At 39.5% G+C, this 20,010-nt stretch carries 18 protein-coding genes; 8 read left to right on the top strand and 10 right to left on the bottom strand.

The features are described from left to right. Window positions 1-49: 49 nt before the first annotated feature. The gene (gene grpE, locus BCU84_RS15875; protein WP_102529050.1) at window positions 50-667 is read right to left on the bottom strand and encodes a nucleotide exchange factor GrpE; all 618 of its coding nucleotides are present in this window, start codon (window positions 665-667) and stop codon (window positions 50-52) included. Between the two features lie 98 nt (window positions 668-765). Between grpE and nadK the strand changes: the two genes are divergently transcribed. Continuing rightward, window positions 766-1,644: an NAD(+) kinase gene (gene nadK / locus BCU84_RS15870; protein ID WP_102529049.1), complete on the top strand. Its 879-nt coding sequence runs from the start codon at window positions 766-768 to the stop codon at window positions 1,642-1,644. 137 nt (window positions 1,645-1,781) lie between these two features. Here nadK and BCU84_RS15865 read toward each other — a convergent pair whose 3' ends face one another. Beyond that, window positions 1,782-2,906 (bottom strand): CobW family GTP-binding protein, encoded by a 1,125-nt coding sequence (locus BCU84_RS15865; RefSeq protein WP_102529048.1) that lies wholly within the window; start codon window positions 2,904-2,906, stop codon window positions 1,782-1,784. Window positions 2,907-2,956: 50 nt separating this feature from the next. Then, the gene (locus BCU84_RS15860) at window positions 2,957-4,240 is read right to left on the bottom strand and encodes a DEAD/DEAH box helicase (protein WP_102529047.1); all 1,284 of its coding nucleotides are present in this window, start codon (window positions 4,238-4,240) and stop codon (window positions 2,957-2,959) included. Between the two features lie 265 nt (window positions 4,241-4,505). Here BCU84_RS15860 and BCU84_RS15855 point away from each other — a divergent pair, with 265 nt between their 5' ends. The 4 genes from BCU84_RS15855 to BCU84_RS15840 all read left to right on the top strand — a co-directional run bounded on the left by BCU84_RS15855 (window position 4,506) and on the right by BCU84_RS15840 (window position 9,307). Next, window positions 4,506-5,123 carry a peptidylprolyl isomerase gene (locus tag BCU84_RS15855; protein WP_102529046.1) on the top strand — a complete coding sequence of 206 codons (618 nt, stop codon included), beginning with the start codon at window positions 4,506-4,508 and terminating at the stop codon, window positions 5,121-5,123. 277 nt (window positions 5,124-5,400) lie between these two features. Next, complete coding sequence (yiaY, locus tag BCU84_RS15850) at window positions 5,401-6,549, top strand: L-threonine dehydrogenase (RefSeq protein WP_102529045.1); 1,149 nt, start codon at window positions 5,401-5,403, stop codon at window positions 6,547-6,549. A 564-nt stretch (window positions 6,550-7,113) separates the two neighbouring features. Next, window positions 7,114-7,482: a cytoplasmic protein gene (locus BCU84_RS15845; protein ID WP_102529044.1), complete on the top strand. Its 369-nt coding sequence runs from the start codon at window positions 7,114-7,116 to the stop codon at window positions 7,480-7,482. A 523-nt stretch (window positions 7,483-8,005) separates the two neighbouring features. After that, the gene (locus tag BCU84_RS15840) at window positions 8,006-9,307 is read left to right on the top strand and encodes an NAD(P)/FAD-dependent oxidoreductase (protein WP_102529043.1); all 1,302 of its coding nucleotides are present in this window, start codon (window positions 8,006-8,008) and stop codon (window positions 9,305-9,307) included. Between the two features lie 116 nt (window positions 9,308-9,423). Here BCU84_RS15840 and BCU84_RS15835 read toward each other — a convergent pair whose 3' ends face one another. The 4 genes from BCU84_RS15835 to BCU84_RS15820 all read right to left on the bottom strand — a co-directional run bounded on the left by BCU84_RS15835 (window position 9,424) and on the right by BCU84_RS15820 (window position 12,573). Beyond that, entirely contained in the window at window positions 9,424-9,792 is a 369-nt protein-coding gene (locus BCU84_RS15835) for a hotdog domain-containing protein (RefSeq protein ID WP_102529042.1), read from the bottom strand. A 224-nt stretch (window positions 9,793-10,016) separates the two neighbouring features. After that, window positions 10,017-11,042, bottom strand: a complete 1,026-nt coding sequence (ltaE, locus tag BCU84_RS15830; protein WP_102529041.1) for a low-specificity L-threonine aldolase — start codon at window positions 11,040-11,042, stop codon at window positions 10,017-10,019. Between the two features lie 150 nt (window positions 11,043-11,192). After that, window positions 11,193-12,017 (bottom strand): mechanosensitive ion channel domain-containing protein, encoded by an 825-nt coding sequence (locus BCU84_RS15825; protein WP_102529040.1) that lies wholly within the window; start codon window positions 12,015-12,017, stop codon window positions 11,193-11,195. Between the two features lie 22 nt (window positions 12,018-12,039). After that, the gene (locus tag BCU84_RS15820) at window positions 12,040-12,573 is read right to left on the bottom strand and encodes an OmpA family protein (protein ID WP_102529039.1); all 534 of its coding nucleotides are present in this window, start codon (window positions 12,571-12,573) and stop codon (window positions 12,040-12,042) included. Window positions 12,574-13,182: 609 nt separating this feature from the next. Between BCU84_RS15820 and BCU84_RS15815 the strand changes: the two genes are divergently transcribed. Next, a complete protein-coding gene (locus BCU84_RS15815; RefSeq protein WP_102529038.1) occupies window positions 13,183-14,655 on the top strand; it encodes a peptide MFS transporter in 1,473 nt (490 codons plus the stop codon). A 165-nt stretch (window positions 14,656-14,820) separates the two neighbouring features. Here the strand turns inward: BCU84_RS15815 and BCU84_RS15810 are convergent, their stop codons facing one another. After that, window positions 14,821-15,966, bottom strand: a complete 1,146-nt coding sequence (locus BCU84_RS15810) for a response regulator (RefSeq protein WP_102529037.1) — start codon at window positions 15,964-15,966, stop codon at window positions 14,821-14,823. Between the two features lie 51 nt (window positions 15,967-16,017). Beyond that, on the bottom strand, window positions 16,018-16,797 hold the full coding sequence (locus tag BCU84_RS15805; RefSeq protein ID WP_102529036.1) for a VacJ family lipoprotein: 780 nt from the start codon (window positions 16,795-16,797) through the stop codon (window positions 16,018-16,020). A 329-nt stretch (window positions 16,798-17,126) separates the two neighbouring features. Between BCU84_RS15805 and BCU84_RS15800 the strand changes: the two genes are divergently transcribed. Both BCU84_RS15800 and BCU84_RS15795 read left to right on the top strand, forming a co-directional pair. Beyond that, window positions 17,127-19,211: a hypothetical protein gene (locus BCU84_RS15800; RefSeq protein ID WP_102529035.1), complete on the top strand. Its 2,085-nt coding sequence runs from the start codon at window positions 17,127-17,129 to the stop codon at window positions 19,209-19,211. Between the two features lie 26 nt (window positions 19,212-19,237). After that, entirely contained in the window at window positions 19,238-19,537 is a 300-nt protein-coding gene (locus BCU84_RS15795; protein ID WP_102529034.1) for an EscU/YscU/HrcU family type III secretion system export apparatus switch protein, read from the top strand. Window positions 19,538-19,567: 30 nt separating this feature from the next. On the opposite strand, the gene BCU84_RS15790 is transcribed toward BCU84_RS15795, so the two are convergent. Continuing rightward, window positions 19,568-19,966: a DUF2802 domain-containing protein gene (locus tag BCU84_RS15790; RefSeq protein WP_102529033.1), complete on the bottom strand. Its 399-nt coding sequence runs from the start codon at window positions 19,964-19,966 to the stop codon at window positions 19,568-19,570. Between the last annotated feature and the right edge of the window lie 44 nt (window positions 19,967-20,010).

Genomic DNA, 20,010 nt, shown 5'->3' with positions numbered 1-20,010 from the left:
TCTAAGTACTAAATCTAAGTGCTAAACCTAAACGCTCAGTCTTAATAACTTATGCTTGAGTATCTACGCTTGGTCCGCCTTGCGAAACCATAACCATAGCCGGACGCAATAAACGTGCGTTCAAGGTATAACCTTTTTGCATCACTAGCATCACTGTGTCTTTCGGGTATTCAGCACTTGGTTGCATACCAATAGCCTGATGATGCTCAGGATTAAATGCATCACCTAGTGGATTAACTTGTACCACGCCAAATTTCTCAACAGAACTTAAGAAACCTTTCATGGTTAAATCAACACCTTCAACAATCGCTTTCGTTGCTTCATCTTCAGGATTAACACCCGTTAACGCGCGTTCCATGTTGTCTAACACAGGTAAAAGCTCGTTCACAAACTTCTCTAAAGCGAAAGCACGTGCTTTTTCAACGTCTTTAGCGGCGCGAGTACGGATATTCGCCGTCTCTGCTGCTGCGCGAATTTCAACATCTTTACGTTCAGCTAATGCTGCTTGTGACTCTGCAAGTTGTTGTTCTAATGCTTCAATTTTAAGATTAGCTTGAGTTAACTCATCAACTTCTTGTGTTGCTTCAGCTTCAACTTCTGTTTCAATTTCAGTGGTTGCTTCTGCATCAATTACTTCTTGATCTACTTTATTCGACTCGTTGCTCATTTTCACTCCAGCTAAAAATGCTTTGTTTCTGATTACTATGGGCATATTATGGGGATCAATTTCGTTGTTTCAAGCCTTTGAGCAAATCAAATACTAATATGACCAAAAAGTTTCAAACAATTGGCCTTATCGGCAAACCACATCACCAAGGAACAAACCTCACTTTGAAGCGTTTGCATCATTGGTTGTCTATGCAAGGCTTCGAGATATTAGCCGAAGAACGTGTCGCTTCTGAACTCAAAGTTGATATTGAATCCGTTGATTTAACTGAATTAGGTGAGCGCTGCGACTTGGCAATTGTTGTCGGTGGTGACGGTAATATGTTAGGTGCTGCAAGAGTACTAGCAAGATTTGATATTGCAGTTATTGGAGTTAACCGTGGCAATCTAGGTTTTTTGACTGATTTACCCCCAGATAATTTTGAAGAATCCTTATCTAAAGTGTTAGATGGTCAATACGATACTGAATACCGTTTTTTACTCGAAGCTGAAGTACATCGTCATGGCATGCTTAAAGCCAGCAATACCGCTGTTAATGAAGCCGTATTGCATCCAGGTAAAGTGGCGCACATGATCCAGTTTGAGGTCTATATTGACGACCAGTTCATGTATAGCCAACGTGCTGACGGAATGATTGTTTCAACCCCTACAGGTTCAACAGCTTACTCATTGTCAGCTGGCGGCTCTATTTTGACCCCAAACCTTCAAGCTCTTATTTTAGTGCCAATGTTTCCACATACATTGTCTTGCAGGCCTATTGTTGTCGATGCGAGTAGTACGATCAAGCTAGTGGTATCACCTGATAACGGTGAAAACTTAGAAGTCAGTTGTGACGGCCATGTGCACTTATCTGTACTGCCAGGTGATGAAATACTGATTAGTCGAAGTGAAGACAGATTAAGAATGATCCACCCGAAAGGCCATAATTACTTTAACGTGTTACGTGCAAAGTTGGGCTGGGGCAGCAAACTGTTTTAATCGATAGCGAGAAGTCACTGTTAGAAAGTGAGGTATCGATAATGGCCATGAGATTAACCTATATGGTTTATCTCATGGTTAACAACCTTAAGGTGAATAGCCTTAAGCTTAAGGTCTAAAGCATCATCGGCATTAGCCTAATGACTTAACAACTCATCAAATAAGCAAGCCTGCAGCGACTCACTGAGCTTTGTGCCAGCCAATGGTTCCAATGCTATGATTTCTATTCGCGAATCCATAGCTTCATCCAACTCCATCACAGACAGTTTGCCATCAACCATATTAAAACCCGCGATACCCTCTTCAGTTATCATCACGGCTTTCAGTCGAACAATATCTTCAGCAATGAGTTGGTTAATCCAATCAATTAATTTATCAAAATCAAAACACAATCTAGGCTCAAATATCCAGCCCACACTATAAGCACCCTCACCTTGATTCTCTCTCATCCAGTAGCCTTGCTGATTAAACTCAACAGCCTGAGCTTCGTTCTCTTTATCCGTTTCTGGAGCGAAGCCTTGGCCCATGCTTTGACTGGCACCAAGACCAAAGCCTATTGAAAAAATAGAACTTGTTTGGCTAGTCAAAGCAGGTTTTATCGAACGAGCGAAACTAGCACTTTGTTGCACCTTTTGTAACAGAGCTCGAGGCTGATTAAGTGACTCAAAGACTCGCGCAACCGCATTGTCATTCGTTGAATGAATCACTGATTTGGTATGGTTGAACTGCGATAAGAAATGCTCAAGGTTTACAAGCTCTTGTTGCTGATATAAATCCACTTTACTGGCATACACAAGATCAGCAATTTGGATTTGCTGGTTGAAGTTGTCATTTTCACTGTAGCGCTCATCTTGTATTTTACGTGCATCAACCACACATACTGTCTGGTTCACGTTCAGTACTTGTTGATTAAACTCATTAGTGAGCACTTTTAAAATTTCAGCTGGATGCCCCAACCCCGTTGGCTCAATGAATAAACGGTCTGGTTTAGCTTTTTGAATAAGCTGGTTAATCGCAACTTGAGTCGGAATACCCGCTGCACAGCATAAGCAACCACCAGCAACTTCTTTAATGACAATTTGCTTTGATGCATTTTTGCCACCAATTAAACCTGCATCAATACCAATTTCTCCAAACTCATTCACCAATACAGCCCATGTTTCATTTTCAGGCTTCAACTTAAGCAGTGACAAAATAAGGCTGGTTTTACCGGCGCCTAAAAAGCCGGTAATAATATTAGTATTAATGGGTTTAAGGATCACTCTGATTCTTCCTTGTCAGCTTGTAATGAGGTGCTGTGGTGAGTTAAACGTTACTTCGCTTTTTTGGCGTATTTACCTTGCCTAGTTGGCTTTGATTTATCATTACCACGCGGGCCATTAGCTCTTTTATGTTTGAAGGACTTTTTAGGTTTTTCCGCTTCCACCTCACGATACCTTGCAGGTAATGGCGCGCCCGCTTCATAACCAGGCTGTATCTGAACATCTATTTGAGTATTAATTAAAGACTCAATGTCACTTAATAAATCCATTTCATTTTGGGCAACTAATGATATCGCTTGACCCGTTAAGCCTGCACGGCCTGTACGGCCAATACGATGCACATAATCTTCAGGCTCTGGTGGCAACTCAAAATTAATCACTAATGGCAGTGCTTCGATATCCAAGCCTCTTGCTGCTAAATCGGTAGCAATCATGACCCTAAGTTTGCCCGATTTAAACTCTTCTAGTGCTCTGTTACGCGCCCCCTGAGTTTTGTCACCATGAAAAACCGCTGCTTTTATGCCATCTAACTTAAATTCTTTAAGTAAGTGCTCTGCCGTTTCTTTTAGGCTGGTAAATACCATCACTTGCTGCCAGTTATTACGGCCAATCAGCTCTGATAACAACTCAGCTTTACGTCTTTTGTCCACCTGAAATACAGATTGTGACACCGTTTCAGCCGTTGTTTGATTTGATACATGAACAAACTCAGGTTCATTAAGCATTTTTGCAGCTAAGCTTTTCACCGCTTCTGAATAGGTAGCCGAAAACATCAATGTTTGATGCTGGCGATTCACTAATCGCTTCACCTTTTCGATATCTTTAACAAACCCCAAATCCAACATGCGATCTGCTTCATCAATGACTAAATGTGTGACAAACGATAAATCCAAATCATGTTGACCAATGACGTCAAAAAGTCGACCTGGTGTCGCCACTAAAATATCAACACCTTTAGCTAACGCTTTACGTTGAGGATTGATACTTGCCCCGCCATAAACAGCCACGCTTTCAAAAGGTAAGAACTGCGCATAATTAACAATATTCTGTTCTATTTGAATCGCAAGTTCGCGTGTTGGGGTCATGATTAATACCCTAAGACGTTGCCAAGCAGTTTTATTGTCTTGGTCATCAAGCTGTTGCTCTAACAGTGATAAGAGCGGTAATGAGAAAGCTGCCGTCTTACCTGTACCTGTTTGGGCACTGGCTAAGATGTCTTTTCCATCAATGGCCAACGGCATCACAACTTGCTGTACAGGTGTCATGCTGTCATAACCACAAGCCTTTACTGCATCTAAAATAGGCTGTGAAAAGCCAATTGAATCAAAAGTCATATTTTTCTCTAATTTACACTACCAATAATGGCGTCATTGTAACGGCTATGGCCTAATTTGGCGATTTATTCACAGGCTTTATATTGTGATAAAGCTAATAACGCCATCGCAGAATTACACTTCATGGTTTGTTTATGTTGGGGGCTCATACTTTAAAAATCAGATATCAAAGTAACAGTTTGTATCTTTGGCTTTTTTCTGTTGCTTTCAATAAACCATTTGAGCAACATAAGTGCTACAAAAACAAAACAAACAAAGGCCAAAAATGAAGTTGTTGTACCCTCTAGCATTCGCACTCACGTTATCCGCTTGTGGCGGCAGTTCTGATTCAAGCTCTCCAGAACCAGTAGATCCTGTCCCGCCAGTTGAAGAGGCTGAATTACAAGCTGACATTTGCTATCTAATGTCAACGACATTAGGCGATATCACCTTAGCGATTGATACCACTAATACACCAATTACTGGCGAAAACTTCAAAAGTTATGTTGATGAGGAATATTACAGCGGCACCATTTTTCACCGCGTAATATACAACTTTGTATCCCAAGCTGGTGGATTTACCTCTGGGCTTGTTGCCAAGCCAGGCAATGATCCTATTGAGCTTGAAAGTAACACTGGATTAACCAATGCTCGCGGCACCATTGCGATGGCGAGAACGAATGTAGCCAATTCAGCGACCTCACAGTTTTACATCAACGCTTTAGACAATCCTCAACTTGATTACAGCAGCAGTAGCGCACCAGGGTATGCAGTATTTGGTCAAGTCGTCGCGGGAATGGAAGTAGTTGATCAAATCAATATTACTGATACAAGTGGAAATGACGTTCCCGATACCGAAATCATCATTAATAGCGTCACCGAATCGACTTGCCCTCAAGTGTAAACGTATTTTTTCTATAAAAAAATAGCGTTCAAACAGTCTTTAATGCCTATAACTAATTTAGTTATAGGCATTTTTAATTTTCAGTTCAAATATGCTCTAGATCAAACCTAAACAGTAAAATCTGCGCCAAATCCCTCTTTGGTATTAAAACTACAAAACCGAACAAAACAAGTATGAATATATGATTTTCATCACAAACTGCAGCGCATTTGGTTGTTACTTTAACAACAGAAAAGAATTTTATATTTATTAATTTTAAGTACTAACGAGGTTTATCATGGCTACAAAATTTTTTATTCCAAGTGTCAATGTTATCGGTCAAGGTGGTGTAGATGAGGCCATTAATGACATTAAAACCTTAGGTTTTAAACGTGCATTAATCGTAACAGATACGCCTTTAGTCAAGATTGGCTTAGTCGAAAAAGTCACTAGTAAGTTAATTGAAAATGACATTGCTGTATTTGTATTTGATGGGGTACAACCTAACCCAACAACGGCCAATGTTGAAGCAGGCTTAAGTCTGTTAAAAGCACACGAATGTGACTTCGTTATTTCATTAGGCGGAGGCTCTCCTCATGACTGCGCCAAAGGCATCGCGTTAGTAGCCACCAATGGCGGTAATATCTGCGACTATGAAGGTTTAGACATGTCAGCTAAGCCACAAATGCCACTTGTTGCAATAAATACCACTGCCGGTACAGCAAGTGAGATGACGCGTTTTTGTATCATCACAGATGAAAAACGTCATATTAAAATGGCGATCGTCGATAAAAATACCACACCAATTTTATCAGTAAACGATCCTGAGTTAATGATTGAAAAGCCTGCTGCATTGACTGCTGCAACGGGAATGGATGCACTAACCCATGCGATTGAAGCCTACGTATCTATCGCTGCAACCCCAATCACCGATGCTTGCGCGATAAAGGCCATTGAATTAATTCAAGCAAACCTTATCAACGCTGTTGAACAAGGTGACAATATTGATGCCCGCGAACAAATGGCTTATGCACAATTTTTAGCTGGTATGGCATTTAATAATGCAAGTCTAGGCTATGTTCACGCCATGGCGCATCAGTTAGGCGGTTTTTACGATTTACCACATGGCGTTTGTAATGCGCTGTTACTGCCGCATGTACAAGCCTATAACGCTAAAATTGTGCCAGCTAAACTTAAAGATATTGGTAAAGCAATGGGAGTCGATGTTGCCCAGTTAACTGATGAGCAAGGCGCTGAAGCTGCAATTGATGCCATTCGAACCTTGTCTGTCGCAGTAAATATTCCAGCTAACTTGACTGAACTTGGCGTTAATCCAGAAGATATTCCAGTCCTTGCTGACAATGCGTTAAAAGATGCTTGTGGCTTTACCAATCCTAAACAAGCTACCCATGCTGAAATTTGCGAAATATTTACCAACGCACTATAAATAAGCAATAAGAGTCGCTTTCAAAAAATTTGTGAAATAGACAAATGTAAAAGTGACTAAATGTGAAAGTGACTAAAATTGTAAGTATTGCGTAATTGCATGAATTGGAAATGGCTATGCACATTTTATTCTACATGTGCATAGTGACCATTGTCTGTCTGTGATTTCGCGAATATTGAAATGCTTGTTTTGCTCTTATGTTTATAGCTCTTCTATGAATCACTCTTATGTGAATCACTCTTATGAGAATGACACTTACGTGAATGGCTCTCAAATGCTTGTCATTTTTAAAATGAGATATTATTGATTTTGTCATTATTACGGTTTGAAGCAAGCTAGGATAATCGAGAAATATTCATTTTGAGCATTATTTAGACAATGAAATACCCAACTATTTACAATACAAGCAGCCTTCACAAAACAAATTAAGCCACTGATATAATTGAACAAAAAAAGTTAACAACATAACATTTGTTAACTAGATCTAACTTCTACAAATAACCATTGACCAAAGTTAAATTAGCGGTCTATGATGAATTACATTCTTAAAAAAGTAGGTAAGCTATGACAGCAATCACTCACGTGTATAACTACACGGTAAGATGTCCTCATTACAAAGAAAATGAACAACCAGCAAGCTGGTTGAATCATGTCGAAGTCAATCAATCTAGTGAAATCGCATTAAACAGAATCACAAAGTGGCATGATGAGCCAGGCACCAAAGCTTTTAAAAATGGCGAATTCATTGTAAGAAAATCTAATACTGATGATACTTACTACGCTATGCAAAGCGATCGAATGTTCAATAATGCTCACTCCTTAGTTACGTTTAAAGTATTCTTAGATAAATGTTGTCAGGATGCTGATCCTGAAAAAATTATTGCTCATCTAGTTGAAGACTATAATGGTCGCCTTGCTAAAGCACAGGCATAACCTCTTCCATATACTGAATGACTAGAGCATAAAGCCTAAATCGATGCTGTAGTATCCATACCGACAAGTTTTTACTTGTCGGTTTGTTTTTGTAACATCCAATCCTGAATCATGTAAAAAGTGATCAATTTCGCATTTCTAAATTCTATTTTAATATTCGGTCACACTTTAACAATCTCAAAATGACATATTGTGACTGTTTAATATATAAACATCTCCATATAACTCTGAATCGCCACATAACATCAAATCCAGCTTCAGCTGAGTCAACTTACTGATGTATTTTTTAGTACTAACACTTTAATTACTTTTAGTGCAAACAGAATGGTTTCCTTTAGTGCAAGCACTATGGTTGTTGATTTTTTCGAGCGCATTAGCCACTTAAATCAAAACCACACTCAACGATGTATCCAGCCAATAATAGTTGACTATTTCAATAGAAGCCGAGTCAGAACTCGGTTTTAGTTCTTGGTATCAGAGTTTGCCCATTTTATTTTTAACCTTAAGTAAGGAGCATCAAGCGATGCAAGCAGTTCCAAATATCGTCATTATTGGCGGCGGCGCAGGTGGCATGGAAATCGCCACTAAGTTAGGCCGTAAAGTAGGTAAAAAAGGCAAAGCAAAAGTCACTTTAGTTGATTGCGCAGAAAGCCATGTTTGGAAACCATTGCTCCATGAAGTGGCAACTGGCGCGCTGGATATTGGTTTAGATGCGATAAGCTATCGCGGTCACGCATCTGATCACGGTTATCATTTTCAGCAAGGCGCAATGATTGATATTGACCGTGAAAACAAGCATATCATTCTTGCACCGATTAATGATGAAGACGGTCAAGAGCTACTGCCTGCTCGTAAAATCCCTTACGATTACGCTGTCATCGCCATTGGTAGTGTCGCAAATGACTTTAAAATCCCAGGTGTTAAAGAGCATAGTTTGTTCTTAGATAACACCGAGCAAGCGATGTCTATTCGTAAGATTCTCCTGAATAAATTCATGCGCTATGCCAGTCATCACCAATTGGATGAAAAGATTAAAATTGCAGTCGTGGGTGCGGGCGCAACTGGCGTAGAAATGTCAGCTGAAATGCACCACGCTGTAGAACAGCTCAGTGGCTTTGGCTATAAAATTGATACTAGTTTACTCGAAGTCACGTTAATTGAAGCTGATGAACGTATTCTGCCTAAAGTTGATAAAGTAGAAATTTCAAACTCTGTCACCCGTGAGCTTAAGCAACTGGGTGTTAATGTGATGACAAATACCCGTATCACAGAAGTTAGCCCTGAAGGACTTACCACCACAAGCGGTAATCTAATACCGTCTGACATGGTTATTTGGTCAACAGGGGTAAAAGCACCTGACTTTTTAAATAATATTGGTGGCCTTGAAAGCAACCAAATCAATCAAGTCATGGTTAAGCAAAATATGCAAACGACCCTTGATGATAATATTTTCTCCATTGGCGACTGCGCTGCATGTCCACAAGCTGACGGAAGCTGGGTGCCACCTCGTGGTCAATCAGCAAGACAAATGGCATTGATGACAGCAGATAATATTATCTTGATGCTTGAAGGCAAAGCACCAGCCAATGAGTACGTTTATAAAGATTTGGGCTCTTTAGTTAATTTATCTAAATTCCATACTGTAGGTAACTTAATGTCATTCATGGGAGGCGGTGTACTAGTAGAAGGTAAGATTGCGCGCTTTGTATATACTTCACTTTACCGTCGTCATTTGATTGAATTACATGGCGTAGTCAAAGGCACATTAATGATGCTAGCAAAAGGAATTGGACGCATTATTCATCCACATTTAAAACTACATTAAGCGTCAATGTGCATCTAAAATGAAAAAGCCAGCTTCAAACTTGTTGAAGCTGGCTTTTTATTTAGCTATACCAGTGTTTAGCAATGCTCAAGCGTTAATACTTTTTACATCCTTGATTAAGCAGCATTCGCTCTAACACCATGAGGTACAGGTAACCCTCTTTCGTTAATATTAACAAACACCACCTTATCAACAAAAGCCACTGGTGCATTATTAAAGCTATTTCGCACTTTACAACGTAACGTGATAGAACTTTGCCCTAGGCTTATCACTTCCATTCCAAATTCAATTACATCGCCAAGCTTTGCTGGACTCATAAAATTAATCTCAGAAACTAGTTTGGCCATTAGCAATTTACTGTGCATTTCACAGCGTGCAAAAAGAGATGTTTCTTCATTTAGCCAATTCAATAACTGGCCACAACAAAGATTTTTTTCAGAATTTAAATCAATAGGTTTTACAATATGACGGCTTGAATATTCCATTATATTGATCCTTACATTATGAATACCTCGAAAGAGGTAGCAAAAACAAAGCCAACATAGAAAGTCATTGAAAAATAAGCACAAATTAATTTACGGAGAGAAATGTAGAAGAATGACCTAACCAGAATACGGCAACAACTCAACTGAATGCACCAATTAAAAGCACGATGCAGCTTTCCTGCTAACATCGCACAAATAAGATACAAGGCTCTTTTAACGTGACATTACTGAACTGTTACTTGAGGAAGACATTTTTTTAGCACATCAACAAATGTCAGTACTTCCTGTCGACTGATATCTTTATGAGTGACAAAACGAAGTGAATAGGTCGCGCTAATTAATATGCCCTGCTGAGATAGTAATAAACTTAAATGATTAACATCAAAACGCTTATCTAATTCAGCAAACACCATATTTGTTTGAACTTGGCTAACATCAACACTAAACTCGGGCATTGCCATTAAGTGTTGAGCAAGCAGCGCTGCATTATCATGATCTTCAGCCAATCTTCCAACTTGATCAGTAATGGCCAGTTCTGCTGCAGCAGCGATAATGCCAGCTTGACGCATACCACCACCCAACATTTTACGCCAACGAACCGCTTTGTTAATTAAACGCTCATCACCCAATAAAATTGAACCAATAGGCGCAGCTAAGCCTTTTGATAAACAAATCGACACTGAATCAAAATATTGGGTAATTTCACTGATCTGCACATTTTGAGCTACGGCAGCATTTGCCACTCGAGCTCCGTCTAAATGTATTTTCAAACCGCGATTAAAGGCTAATGCCTGAGCATCTGCTAAGTATTGCTGCGGTAACACTTTACCACCAATAGTATTTTCAATGCTTAATAAACGCGTATGGGCAAAATGAACATCATCTGGTTTAATCGCAGCTTCGATATCTGCCAGTAAAATGCTGCCGTCAGCCTGATTATTAAGTGGCTGAGGTTGAATACTTCCAAGCACGGCTGCCCCACCACCTTCAAACTTATAATTATGGGCTTGCTGGCCACACAAGTACTCGTCTCCGCGCTCACAATGACTCATCAAGGCCAATAAGTTTGCTTGAGTACCCGAGCTGACAAATAAGGCGCTATCGAAACCAAATCGTTCTGCGGCCATATCCTGTAAACGATTAACGGTAGGATCATCGCCATAAACATCATCACCGACTTCAGCTTGAGCCATGGCTTTTCGCATCGCATCAGTTGGTTTTGTCACAGTATCACTTCGAAAATCTATCATGTTTATACTCAACTACATCAAGCTCGTTTAAAAGCAGTTTAAATTTATAAGAAAGCCATTCTACCTTAAAAAATATTACCCGCGTTGAGTTAAATTTCGCAAACAAAAAAGCCAGCATTTAATGCTGGCTTTTCTTCCGCTCATTCAATATTACTGAGCTGGCATATTTTTAATTTGTAGATCCATTTGCGGGAATGGAATCTCAATGTTAGCAGCATCTAGAGCATTCTTAATCTGCTCTAGTAACTCAAAATGAGCTGGCCAGTAATCGGCAGTGTTAACCCATGGACGAACCACAAAGTTAATAGAACAATCTGCTAGTTCACCTAGTGCAACAGTGTATGCAGGATCTTTAAGAACGTATTGATTATTGTCTAATACAGAAGAGATAACTTTCTTGGTTGCTGCTATATCTGAGGTGTAACCCACACCGATAACTAAATCAACTCGACGTGTTTCTTTAGTCGAGTAATTAGTAATAGTGCCATCCATCATCGCTGAGTTTGGAGCAATAATGGTCTTGTTATCGCCTGTGCGAAGTTTAGTAGAGAAAATAGTAATTTCTTCAATCACTCCTGCTACACCAGCGGCTTCAACAAAATCACCTACACGACAAGGGCGGAAGATAACCATCAACACACCAGCTGCAAAATTTGACAATGAACCTTGAAGCGCCAAACCAACAGCAAGACCAGCAGCACCAATAACAGCGACCAGAGATGCAGTTTGAACGCCTATCTGCCCTAAAGTTGCAATGATGGTAAATACAAACACCAATCCCCAAACTAAATTGCCGACAAAAGATGCCACTGTTTCATCAATCTTACGACCGACCATCACTTTCGTGGTTAATTTTTTAGCCACGTTTGATAAATATTTACCAATAATAAATATCACAATTGCCATAACGACTTTCAAGCCGTACGTCACGATAAACTCAGGGGCTTGAGCCATCAAACCTTCAATATTTTCCATTGTCTTACTCCCTTAATAAAAATTATTTTTCTACTTTAAATTCTACACGTCTATTTAATTGTCTTTGTTGAGCCGTTTTATTGTCAGCCACGGGTTCGAGGCTGCCCTTTCCCTGCACTGCTAGCGAGCTAGGCTCAAAAGCAAATTCGTCCACTAACACTTTTTTTACTGACTCAGCTCTTTGTAATGACAGGTTCAAATTAGTTTGCTCAGATCCAATATCATCCGTATGACCAACTAATAGAAGCCCTTTACCTTTTTGTAAAATAGGTATCATTTGCTTTATCGCTGCCAACTGAGTTGGTAGAACATTTGCCTGAGCAAAGTCAAAATACACTTTAAGTGAGCTATTTTGCGCCGAATTTTGTTCAATTGGATTATTGGCAATTGCTAGTTCAGTGACGTCTTGGCACCCATTAGCTAACACCAATACCCCTAGAGGTGTATCCGGACAAGCATCTTTTTTATCTGGCACACCATCTCTATCAGTATCTACCCATGCGTAACTGGAGCTAATAAAACTTAAACAAACGAACAAGACTAATATTTTTCGCATGATTCAGCCCCTAATTCATTAGTTTTTAACCAACATACGGTTACACAAAAGTTAATTATCTTAACCTTGATAGCTTTTAGCAGTATAAATCCAATGGGTTACATTTTATAGATTTGTTAACACTTTTGAAAGCGTTTACCAACAACTTACATGAGTATAGGTTCAATACTGAAACGCGCGAATTGATGAAGTGTGTAGAAGTCACCTATTCTCAATCGTTTATGAAAAAATCTAACCCCGACTTTACCTTGAAGGTTAACACTCACAATAAAACCCAAACCTCAACATACGTATCAACAATTTTGCGAACAAAGGTGATTTAGAGCAAGTATTTAGTTCGCCGAATACCCCACTACCATTGACTTATAAGGGCTTTAAAGGGTATATAAGGTGAGCTTTTTATGGTTTTAATGATTAAAACTGTAAAAAGACGATATTTAATATAATAAATAAACAACAAAGTGATTAATTTTATAGCAACTAAATTGAAACAATAACAGGCCACAGCCTGAAAATATCAATACGTTTAAATTAATTACCATTGCAGACAACAATTTCTGTGGCGACCTTTGTCCCGCAGGCAATCACAAGCTTAAGGTGGAAGACTAAATGAGCAATGCAAAACCACAGGGGACCATGCTTGGTCATCCCAAGGGGCTTTTCCTGCTGTTTACAACAGAACTCTGGGAAAGATTCAGTTATTACGCAATGCGCGCCATTCTGGTGCTATATCTAGTAGATAAAGTTCAAACAGAAGGTGGACACGGTCTTGGTTGGACTCAAGGTGATGCGATATCACTTTACGGTACTTTCACTGGTCTTGTATATCTAACCCCGCTTATTGGTGGTTGGTTAGCTGATGCATATCTTGGTCAACGTAAAGCGATTATGATTGGTGGTGCCTTAATGGCAGCGGGTCAATTCATTCTAGCGCTGCCTCACAGCTGGATCCCAGGTTCTGAAACCATGGTATTTTACATTGGTCTTGGTACGCTAATTATTGGTAATGGTCTATTTAAGCCAAACATCTCAACTATGGTTGGTGACTTGTATGAAGAGGGTGATCATCGTCGTGATGGCGCGTTCACTATTTTCTATATGGGTATTAACGTTGGTGCATTCCTCTCAGGTATTATCGTAGGCTCAGTCGTTGCAGCTTATGATGGTAACTTCCAAATGGGCTTCTTATGTGCAGGTATCGGTATGGTACTTTCACTTATTATCCAATTTCTTTTTGCGCAAAAGTTATTAGGCGACATTGGTCGTTACCCTGCTGCTAAGCTTGAAAAAGAAAAACAGCAAGAATTGGGTGAAGTACGTAAAGAACCTTTAACTAAAATCGAACGTGACCGTATTAAAGTCATCATGGTTATGGGTTTATTCACCATCATTTTCTGGGCTGGTTTTGAACAAGCCGGTGGTCTAATGAACTTATTCACTAACGACTTTACTGACCGCATGATTGGCGGCTGGGAAGTACCAACGACTTGGTTCCAGTCTCTTAACGCAATGTTCATTGTAATTTTTGCTCCTGTTATCGCATCTATTTGGATTCGACTTGGCAAAAATGAACCTAACTCGCCAGTTAAGTTTGCACTCGGTTTAGTGCTGCTTGGTATTGGTTTCTTATTCATGATTGGCGCTGTACTTGAAATGGGCGGCGACGCTGATGCTAAATCAAGCATGTGGTGGCTAGTAGGTGCATACTTCTTCCATACAATGGGTGAGTTATGTTTATCTCCAATCGGCCTTTCAATGGTGACTAAATTGGCTCCACTGCGTATTGCTTCGCTAATGATGGGCGCATGGTTCCTATTCGTTGCTATTGCAAACAAAGTAGGTGGTATCGTCGGTTCATTTATCGGACATGGTGGTGAGAAAGAAGAACAATTAGCAAATGCTATGGCTATCTTCGCTGGTATTGCTATCACCTCTGCTGTATCAGGTATCATTCTTTACTTCTTGGCAGACAAGCTTGTTGACTGGATGCATGGCGCAGAAGGGCACAATGAAACTGAAGAAGAAGCATTAGCTGAAGAAATTGCAGTTACTGCTGAGCACGAAGCGATTAAACCTAGCTAATTTGTTAGATTAACGCTGACTAAAAAAACCTCGCAATTGCGAGGTTTTTTTGAATTATTGTTTGTGATTTTATCCAATACCCTATTAACGTTATCTTTGATAAGCGAATAAACCTATCAAGTACAGGCGTTTAGCCTTCAAACGAAGATAATTAAGCGAAGATAATTAAACGAATTCTAATTCAATAAAACCACCAGCAGGTAATTCTTCATCATAAAACAAACCGTCAAATTGGTTATTCATTAAGCGGTTGCGATGATGAGATATATTACTGGCGATACAAATTTTCTCATTTGGCATTAAGGTTCTAAACTGCATGCTAGGTTTATTCCACTCAACTGTACCGAGCTGTAAAGACTCTGAAATAGCAAGCGGAGCCAACCCTGTGCCATTTCTCAAATAACATCGTAAACCTCCACCAGCCTGCCCTATCGCAGCTCTGTAGTGAGTTAACTCGACAGCCACATACACAATATCTACATAGAGGTTTAAACCAGAGTTAACCATCCTGTCATTGAGATAGCTCAACATACTAAATGGTTCGACTAACGTGGTGCTCAAACCATTACGAAACAGTTTCAACTTCTGATTAACGAAGCTTCTGAGTAATACACATCCAAATGCGGCGCGATTATCTTCAGGATGAAAATGCGCCATATACATAATTAAATGGTTATCACCCACCATGGTTGAATCAATAAAATAAGCGCTGACGTCACTGTTTTTACACAAGCTATAATGGATCTGAGCGGTAGGATAACTCACATTAGACGCTGGAAATAATTGCTGTTGAACACTTTTAGCCGCTTCTGCGTTGTGTTCAAGTAGGGTAAAGTTATCTGCTAACTCTTGATAGGATAAATCTTGGCTCATATTGGCAGCGGAGTTAATTACAGCGTGACTATCACTAAAATCGATAGCGCCTAAGTCGGTATTAGCTGGAGAGATAGCTTGTTCTATTGCTTGTTCAATAATCTTTAAATCTGCAACAGGTTTAACCAGATAATCACTCGCACCGTATCTCAGCGCTTCAACAACATCAGCCATAACATTATTGCCAGAAATAACAATCGAAGGAATTGCGGGGTTTATTTTAAGAATTTGTTTTAACATGCCAAGTCCACCAAGCCTTGGCATACTCAAATCGGCAATAACAACATCTACGGTATGTGATTGAAACTCACTCACCCCTTCGTCGCCATCACAAGCTTCGAATACAACCGCACCTTGTTGGATTAAAAAGTCAGCCAATAATTGTCTAAATACTGAATCATCTTCAACTAAAAGCACTGAGACATCTGTTAATGCCATACCACTCCTTAGGCAGCTAACTGCCGAAGACGTTGTCAGGCTTCGGCAGTGTTACTCAAGTTCTGATAGATATTCTTCGAGTAACTCATCGTCATCTTGTTTAGTTGGCACATTGCCATCATAAACTTTGTAATCCATATGTTGAAAATAAGCTTCTTTGACAAAGGTATATGGATCAAGCGCATTATCTAATAAGCGTTCTTGATCAATAGCGGAAGCACGGGAATCAAGATTCTTTAATCCCCATTTTAAAATAGATTGCCACAACAAGAACTCTGATAACGGAAAGTATAGACCATCAACCCAATCTGTCGCGAGTTCTCTTGTCACATATGGTCCAAAAAATGGTGCCATAAAATAAGGCCCGTTAGGCACGCCGTAATAGCCTAAGACTTCATTGAAATCATCCTGTTTTCTGACCATGCCCATCATGTCAGCGACATCAACAACCCCTAATAGCCCTAGTGTAGTGTTAACAGTAAAGCGTCCACCAGCATTGGCAGCCCACCCCCACTTACCTTGTAAAGCGTTATTAACTAATGAGCTAGGTTCTTCAAAATTACGTACAAAATTATTAACGCCAGACTTAACAGGTGATGGGAGATAATCATTATATCCATGAGCAATAGGGCGGAATAAATGCTTATCTAAAATAAGATAATTGAAGTCCCACATTGCACGGTTAAACCCTTCAATCGGATCCCGTGGGTCATTATAGACCATCTCTACTGCAGGCTTTTGGCTCGCTTCACTGGCAGCGATTTCTTCGGCTTGAATTGATGCAGAAAAGCAACCCAACAACAAAGAAAGTAACATCCATTTATACTTCATACATCTCTCTTTACGGGAACAATTTATGTAAACGTTTTACAATAAATATAGTACTAATACGTTTAACCCACTTTACTGAATCACTATCTAATACAGAAAATTGATTCAATGATTAACCCAAGAGCAAACCTATAAACCATAAGTTGCAAATAATAGTAATTAACCCAAAACGTTAAAGCTTGATTACTGCAAGTCGATAAAGGTTGGTATTAATCGAATTACACTCAGGAAGTCTTGTTAAGTAATTATCGCTAAGAATACTGCTGAAGCTTGATAGATCAACAATTAATTTGTAATAGAACATATTTAAAGGTGATAGTAGATTTAAAATGACATCAATGAAACTGCCAGCATCGACAGACAAACCGGCGTCTAAAACCTCAAAGTTAGACTCGCAAGCTTCTCATGTCTTAAAATCGACAGTGAATACAAATAGCAAAACTGCGCAGCTCAACTATCAAGGGACTAATTCAAATGTATCTAGCCCCGCTGAACAAACATCTGTAGCTCAATCGCCTGTTAAAGATAACTCCAGTACATTGCCAGCCAATGCAGTATTATTACCCGTTAAAATGCTTATTAATACGCCAAGCACTTCGGCCAACTTATCTAAAACGGATGATAGCTTTAACCAAAAACCTGCAATCGTCACTATCACTATTGAAGGCAATAATTTTCAATTTAAAGCCAATGAACAAATAATCAAACTGATCCAAGCGGGTGCTAAGGGGCTGTTGAGTACTGACAGTATTAGTCAGCTTCAAAACATCGTTTCTCACAAAATTAACACTTCTAGCCAGCAGCTTTCAGCTCAATTGGTATTAGTGTCTCAAGCCATCAAGTTAAATCTACCCACAGAGATTGTTAACTTAGCACAATCAAACGGGGTAACATCGCAACAACTGTTAGCATTAGCCACACGCCCTCAAGGGTACCCTTTACCTTTAGTTGAGTTAAATGCAAACAGGCTAATGTTTGAAAATGGCACGAATGTGATAGTGTCGCCTTTAACTAAACTGCCATCAGGGCTTAACCTTGCTACAGTGACTCAATTAGCAGGTCAACTTCAACTAAGCTTGAGCCCAATAAAGTTAATCGACAATGTGTCGCTAAGCCCTACAAACAATGTTCCTGTTACACAAGTTAAACCACAATTGGGTAACATGGTGTTCAGTAAACACGAGCCTGTTCAATTATTAACGCAATATTTAAAAAACCTTGAACGCATACCCTTGGTTAATGAAAAAAGCCCGTATTTAGTAGGAAATAAGCCAATTGCCAGCGAGTTGAATCGTCAATTACCACAAAATATCAATGCGCTTGTACAACAGCCTTTCACAGCTCAACGCCTTGAAAAGTTAAGCCAGCAACTTATTCAACAATTGGCACATCAAAACAATGGCCATAACAGCTTAACTAAAAGTCAGTTTAAACAATTACAAACACTGGTTAATCAAAACTTACTAAAACCCGAAAGTGTATTGGCAGAGAAACAAGTAAACGAAGTTAAGTTACTCATCTCAAAACTCAACCCAAGCCCCCTTACGTCTGAGTTACGTAAGCCTGGGGGAACAGTTAAATCACCTTTTGAGGTATTGAATCAAAACTTATCTAAAGCTGGAGCGATGCCAATACAAAAGGCAACTAGTGAAGTTCAACAAAACATAGCATCTCAACTTATAAAACTGATCCCAAGTTTGGATCTATCGCCGTTAACTGAACTTGCCAATCCTTCATTACTTAAAGCTGAACTCAAAAGTCTGACGAGTTTAAATCTGGCTCAAACCACGCCAGCTAATATCAACCTTTCTGGTGGTGCTATTACCACATTATTTCAGCTTTTACTCGGTTTTAAACTAACAGCAAACAATACATCCATAAGCCCGCGTTTACAGTCATACATGGCAAAACTGCAACAAAAGATAGCCAAGACTGCATCACTTGCGCCGCAGCTATTATCGGCTTTAGATAAAGCAGGCAGCCTTGAATCAATGGGAAAACTGGCTAGTAGCATTTCGCTTTATCAACAAAGCAGTGATGCTAACCAAAACTTAACTTGGTATTTTGCTTTACCCTATTCAATAGGGCAAAGAGACGAGCAGCTAGAAGGGAAGTTCGAAAAACAACCAGGTGAAGATAATGAAGACAAACAACAAAACTGGCGCCTGCAGCTTAAGTTTAATTTAGCCCAAGGACCTATTCTAGTTATGGCGCATAAACAAGGGGAATACTTAGACCTCACATTCACAGGCAATGACACCCAAGTATTATCTAAGGTTGAGCAATTCCAAGCCTCTTTAATGGATAAAATCCAACAAGCAGGGTTACAAGCAAGAGAAATATCGACCTTGGTTGACCATGTCCCACCCACTCTTTTACCAGGCGATCATTACTTGGTCAAAACCAATGCTTAACCAAATTGATATTTAAGGTATTTAAGATGACTGACGTAAAAAAGGCTGTAGCACTAAGTTTTGATGGTAATAGTGCACCAACGATTACAGCAACAGGCAAAGATTTGGTGGCTGAAGAAATTATCTCATTAGCTAAAGAAGCCGGGGTATATATTCATCAAGATGAGCATCTCAGTCACTTCTTACAGTTACTCGAACTCGGTGATGAAGTCCCAGAAGAGCTCTACACGTTAATTGCAGAGCTTATTGCATTTGTTTATATGCTCGATGGTAAATTCCCTGAGCAATGGAACAACTTACACCACAAAATTATCGACAAAGCCTAAACTCACCAATGTATAAGTTGCTTAAAGGCATTATTTTTTATGTAAACGAATAATTAATTCAGCTTCGGCTTTAGGTAGCTCACACTCTTGCATTAATTCTTCTATTCCAGCACCTAACCCAACCATCTTAAGCGCTCTAGAGTACATTTTTGACTGAGGGTCTTGCTGGCTTGCCTCTTCAATTAACTCTGACTGTTTACCTATTTTCTGTTCAAGCTCTACCACTCGTCGGCCTACACCAATTGTGCCACTGCGCAATTCTTGTAGTTCCTTTTTGACGGTTTCACGTTGTCGATCGTTTTCTTTAACTAATAAAGTTAACGCATCAACTTTGCTCTGAAGTTTTGTTGTCTTTTTACTAAAGAACATCCAAATGACTGCACAACTAACAACATAAACAGCGATAACAATGAGCAACTCTTGCGACATTTATTTTCCTTAGTAATACCAATTCCATCAAACGGATTTAATTT

Origin of the sequence: Shewanella sp. 10N.286.51.B7 (assembly GCF_002873615.1) — a bacterium.
Taxonomy (GTDB): domain Bacteria; phylum Pseudomonadota; class Gammaproteobacteria; order Enterobacterales; family Shewanellaceae; genus Shewanella; species Shewanella electrodiphila.
Note: the sequence above shows the minus strand (reverse complement) of the source record. Positions and strands in the feature narration are given on the sequence as shown.

Coding starts and splice junctions, on each gene's coding strand:
- BCU84_RS15795 (WP_102529034.1), top strand. CDS start 19,238: ATGACTGACGTAAAAAAGGCTGTAGCACTAAGTTTTGATGGTAATAGT.
- BCU84_RS15825 (WP_102529040.1), bottom strand. CDS start 12,017: ATGGAAAATATTGAAGGTTTGATGGCTCAAGCCCCTGAGTTTATCGTG.
- BCU84_RS15840 (WP_102529043.1), top strand. CDS start 8,006: ATGCAAGCAGTTCCAAATATCGTCATTATTGGCGGCGGCGCAGGTGGC.
- BCU84_RS15855 (WP_102529046.1), top strand. CDS start 4,506: ATGAAGTTGTTGTACCCTCTAGCATTCGCACTCACGTTATCCGCTTGT.
- BCU84_RS15815 (WP_102529038.1), top strand. CDS start 13,183: ATGAGCAATGCAAAACCACAGGGGACCATGCTTGGTCATCCCAAGGGG.
- BCU84_RS15800 (WP_102529035.1), top strand. CDS start 17,127: ATGACATCAATGAAACTGCCAGCATCGACAGACAAACCGGCGTCTAAA.
- BCU84_RS15810 (WP_102529037.1), bottom strand. CDS start 15,966: ATGGCATTAACAGATGTCTCAGTGCTTTTAGTTGAAGATGATTCAGTA.
- yiaY (WP_102529045.1), top strand. CDS start 5,401: ATGGCTACAAAATTTTTTATTCCAAGTGTCAATGTTATCGGTCAAGGT.
- BCU84_RS15820 (WP_102529039.1), bottom strand. CDS start 12,573: ATGCGAAAAATATTAGTCTTGTTCGTTTGTTTAAGTTTTATTAGCTCC.
- BCU84_RS15805 (WP_102529036.1), bottom strand. CDS start 16,797: ATGAAGTATAAATGGATGTTACTTTCTTTGTTGTTGGGTTGCTTTTCT.
- BCU84_RS15860 (WP_102529047.1), bottom strand. CDS start 4,240: ATGACTTTTGATTCAATTGGCTTTTCACAGCCTATTTTAGATGCAGTA.
- BCU84_RS15835 (WP_102529042.1), bottom strand. CDS start 9,792: ATGGAATATTCAAGCCGTCATATTGTAAAACCTATTGATTTAAATTCT.
- nadK (WP_102529049.1), top strand. CDS start 766: ATGACCAAAAAGTTTCAAACAATTGGCCTTATCGGCAAACCACATCAC.
- ltaE (WP_102529041.1), bottom strand. CDS start 11,042: ATGATAGATTTTCGAAGTGATACTGTGACAAAACCAACTGATGCGATG.
- BCU84_RS15790 (WP_102529033.1), bottom strand. CDS start 19,966: ATGTCGCAAGAGTTGCTCATTGTTATCGCTGTTTATGTTGTTAGTTGT.
- BCU84_RS15845 (WP_102529044.1), top strand. CDS start 7,114: ATGACAGCAATCACTCACGTGTATAACTACACGGTAAGATGTCCTCAT.
- grpE (WP_102529050.1), bottom strand. CDS start 667: ATGAGCAACGAGTCGAATAAAGTAGATCAAGAAGTAATTGATGCAGAA.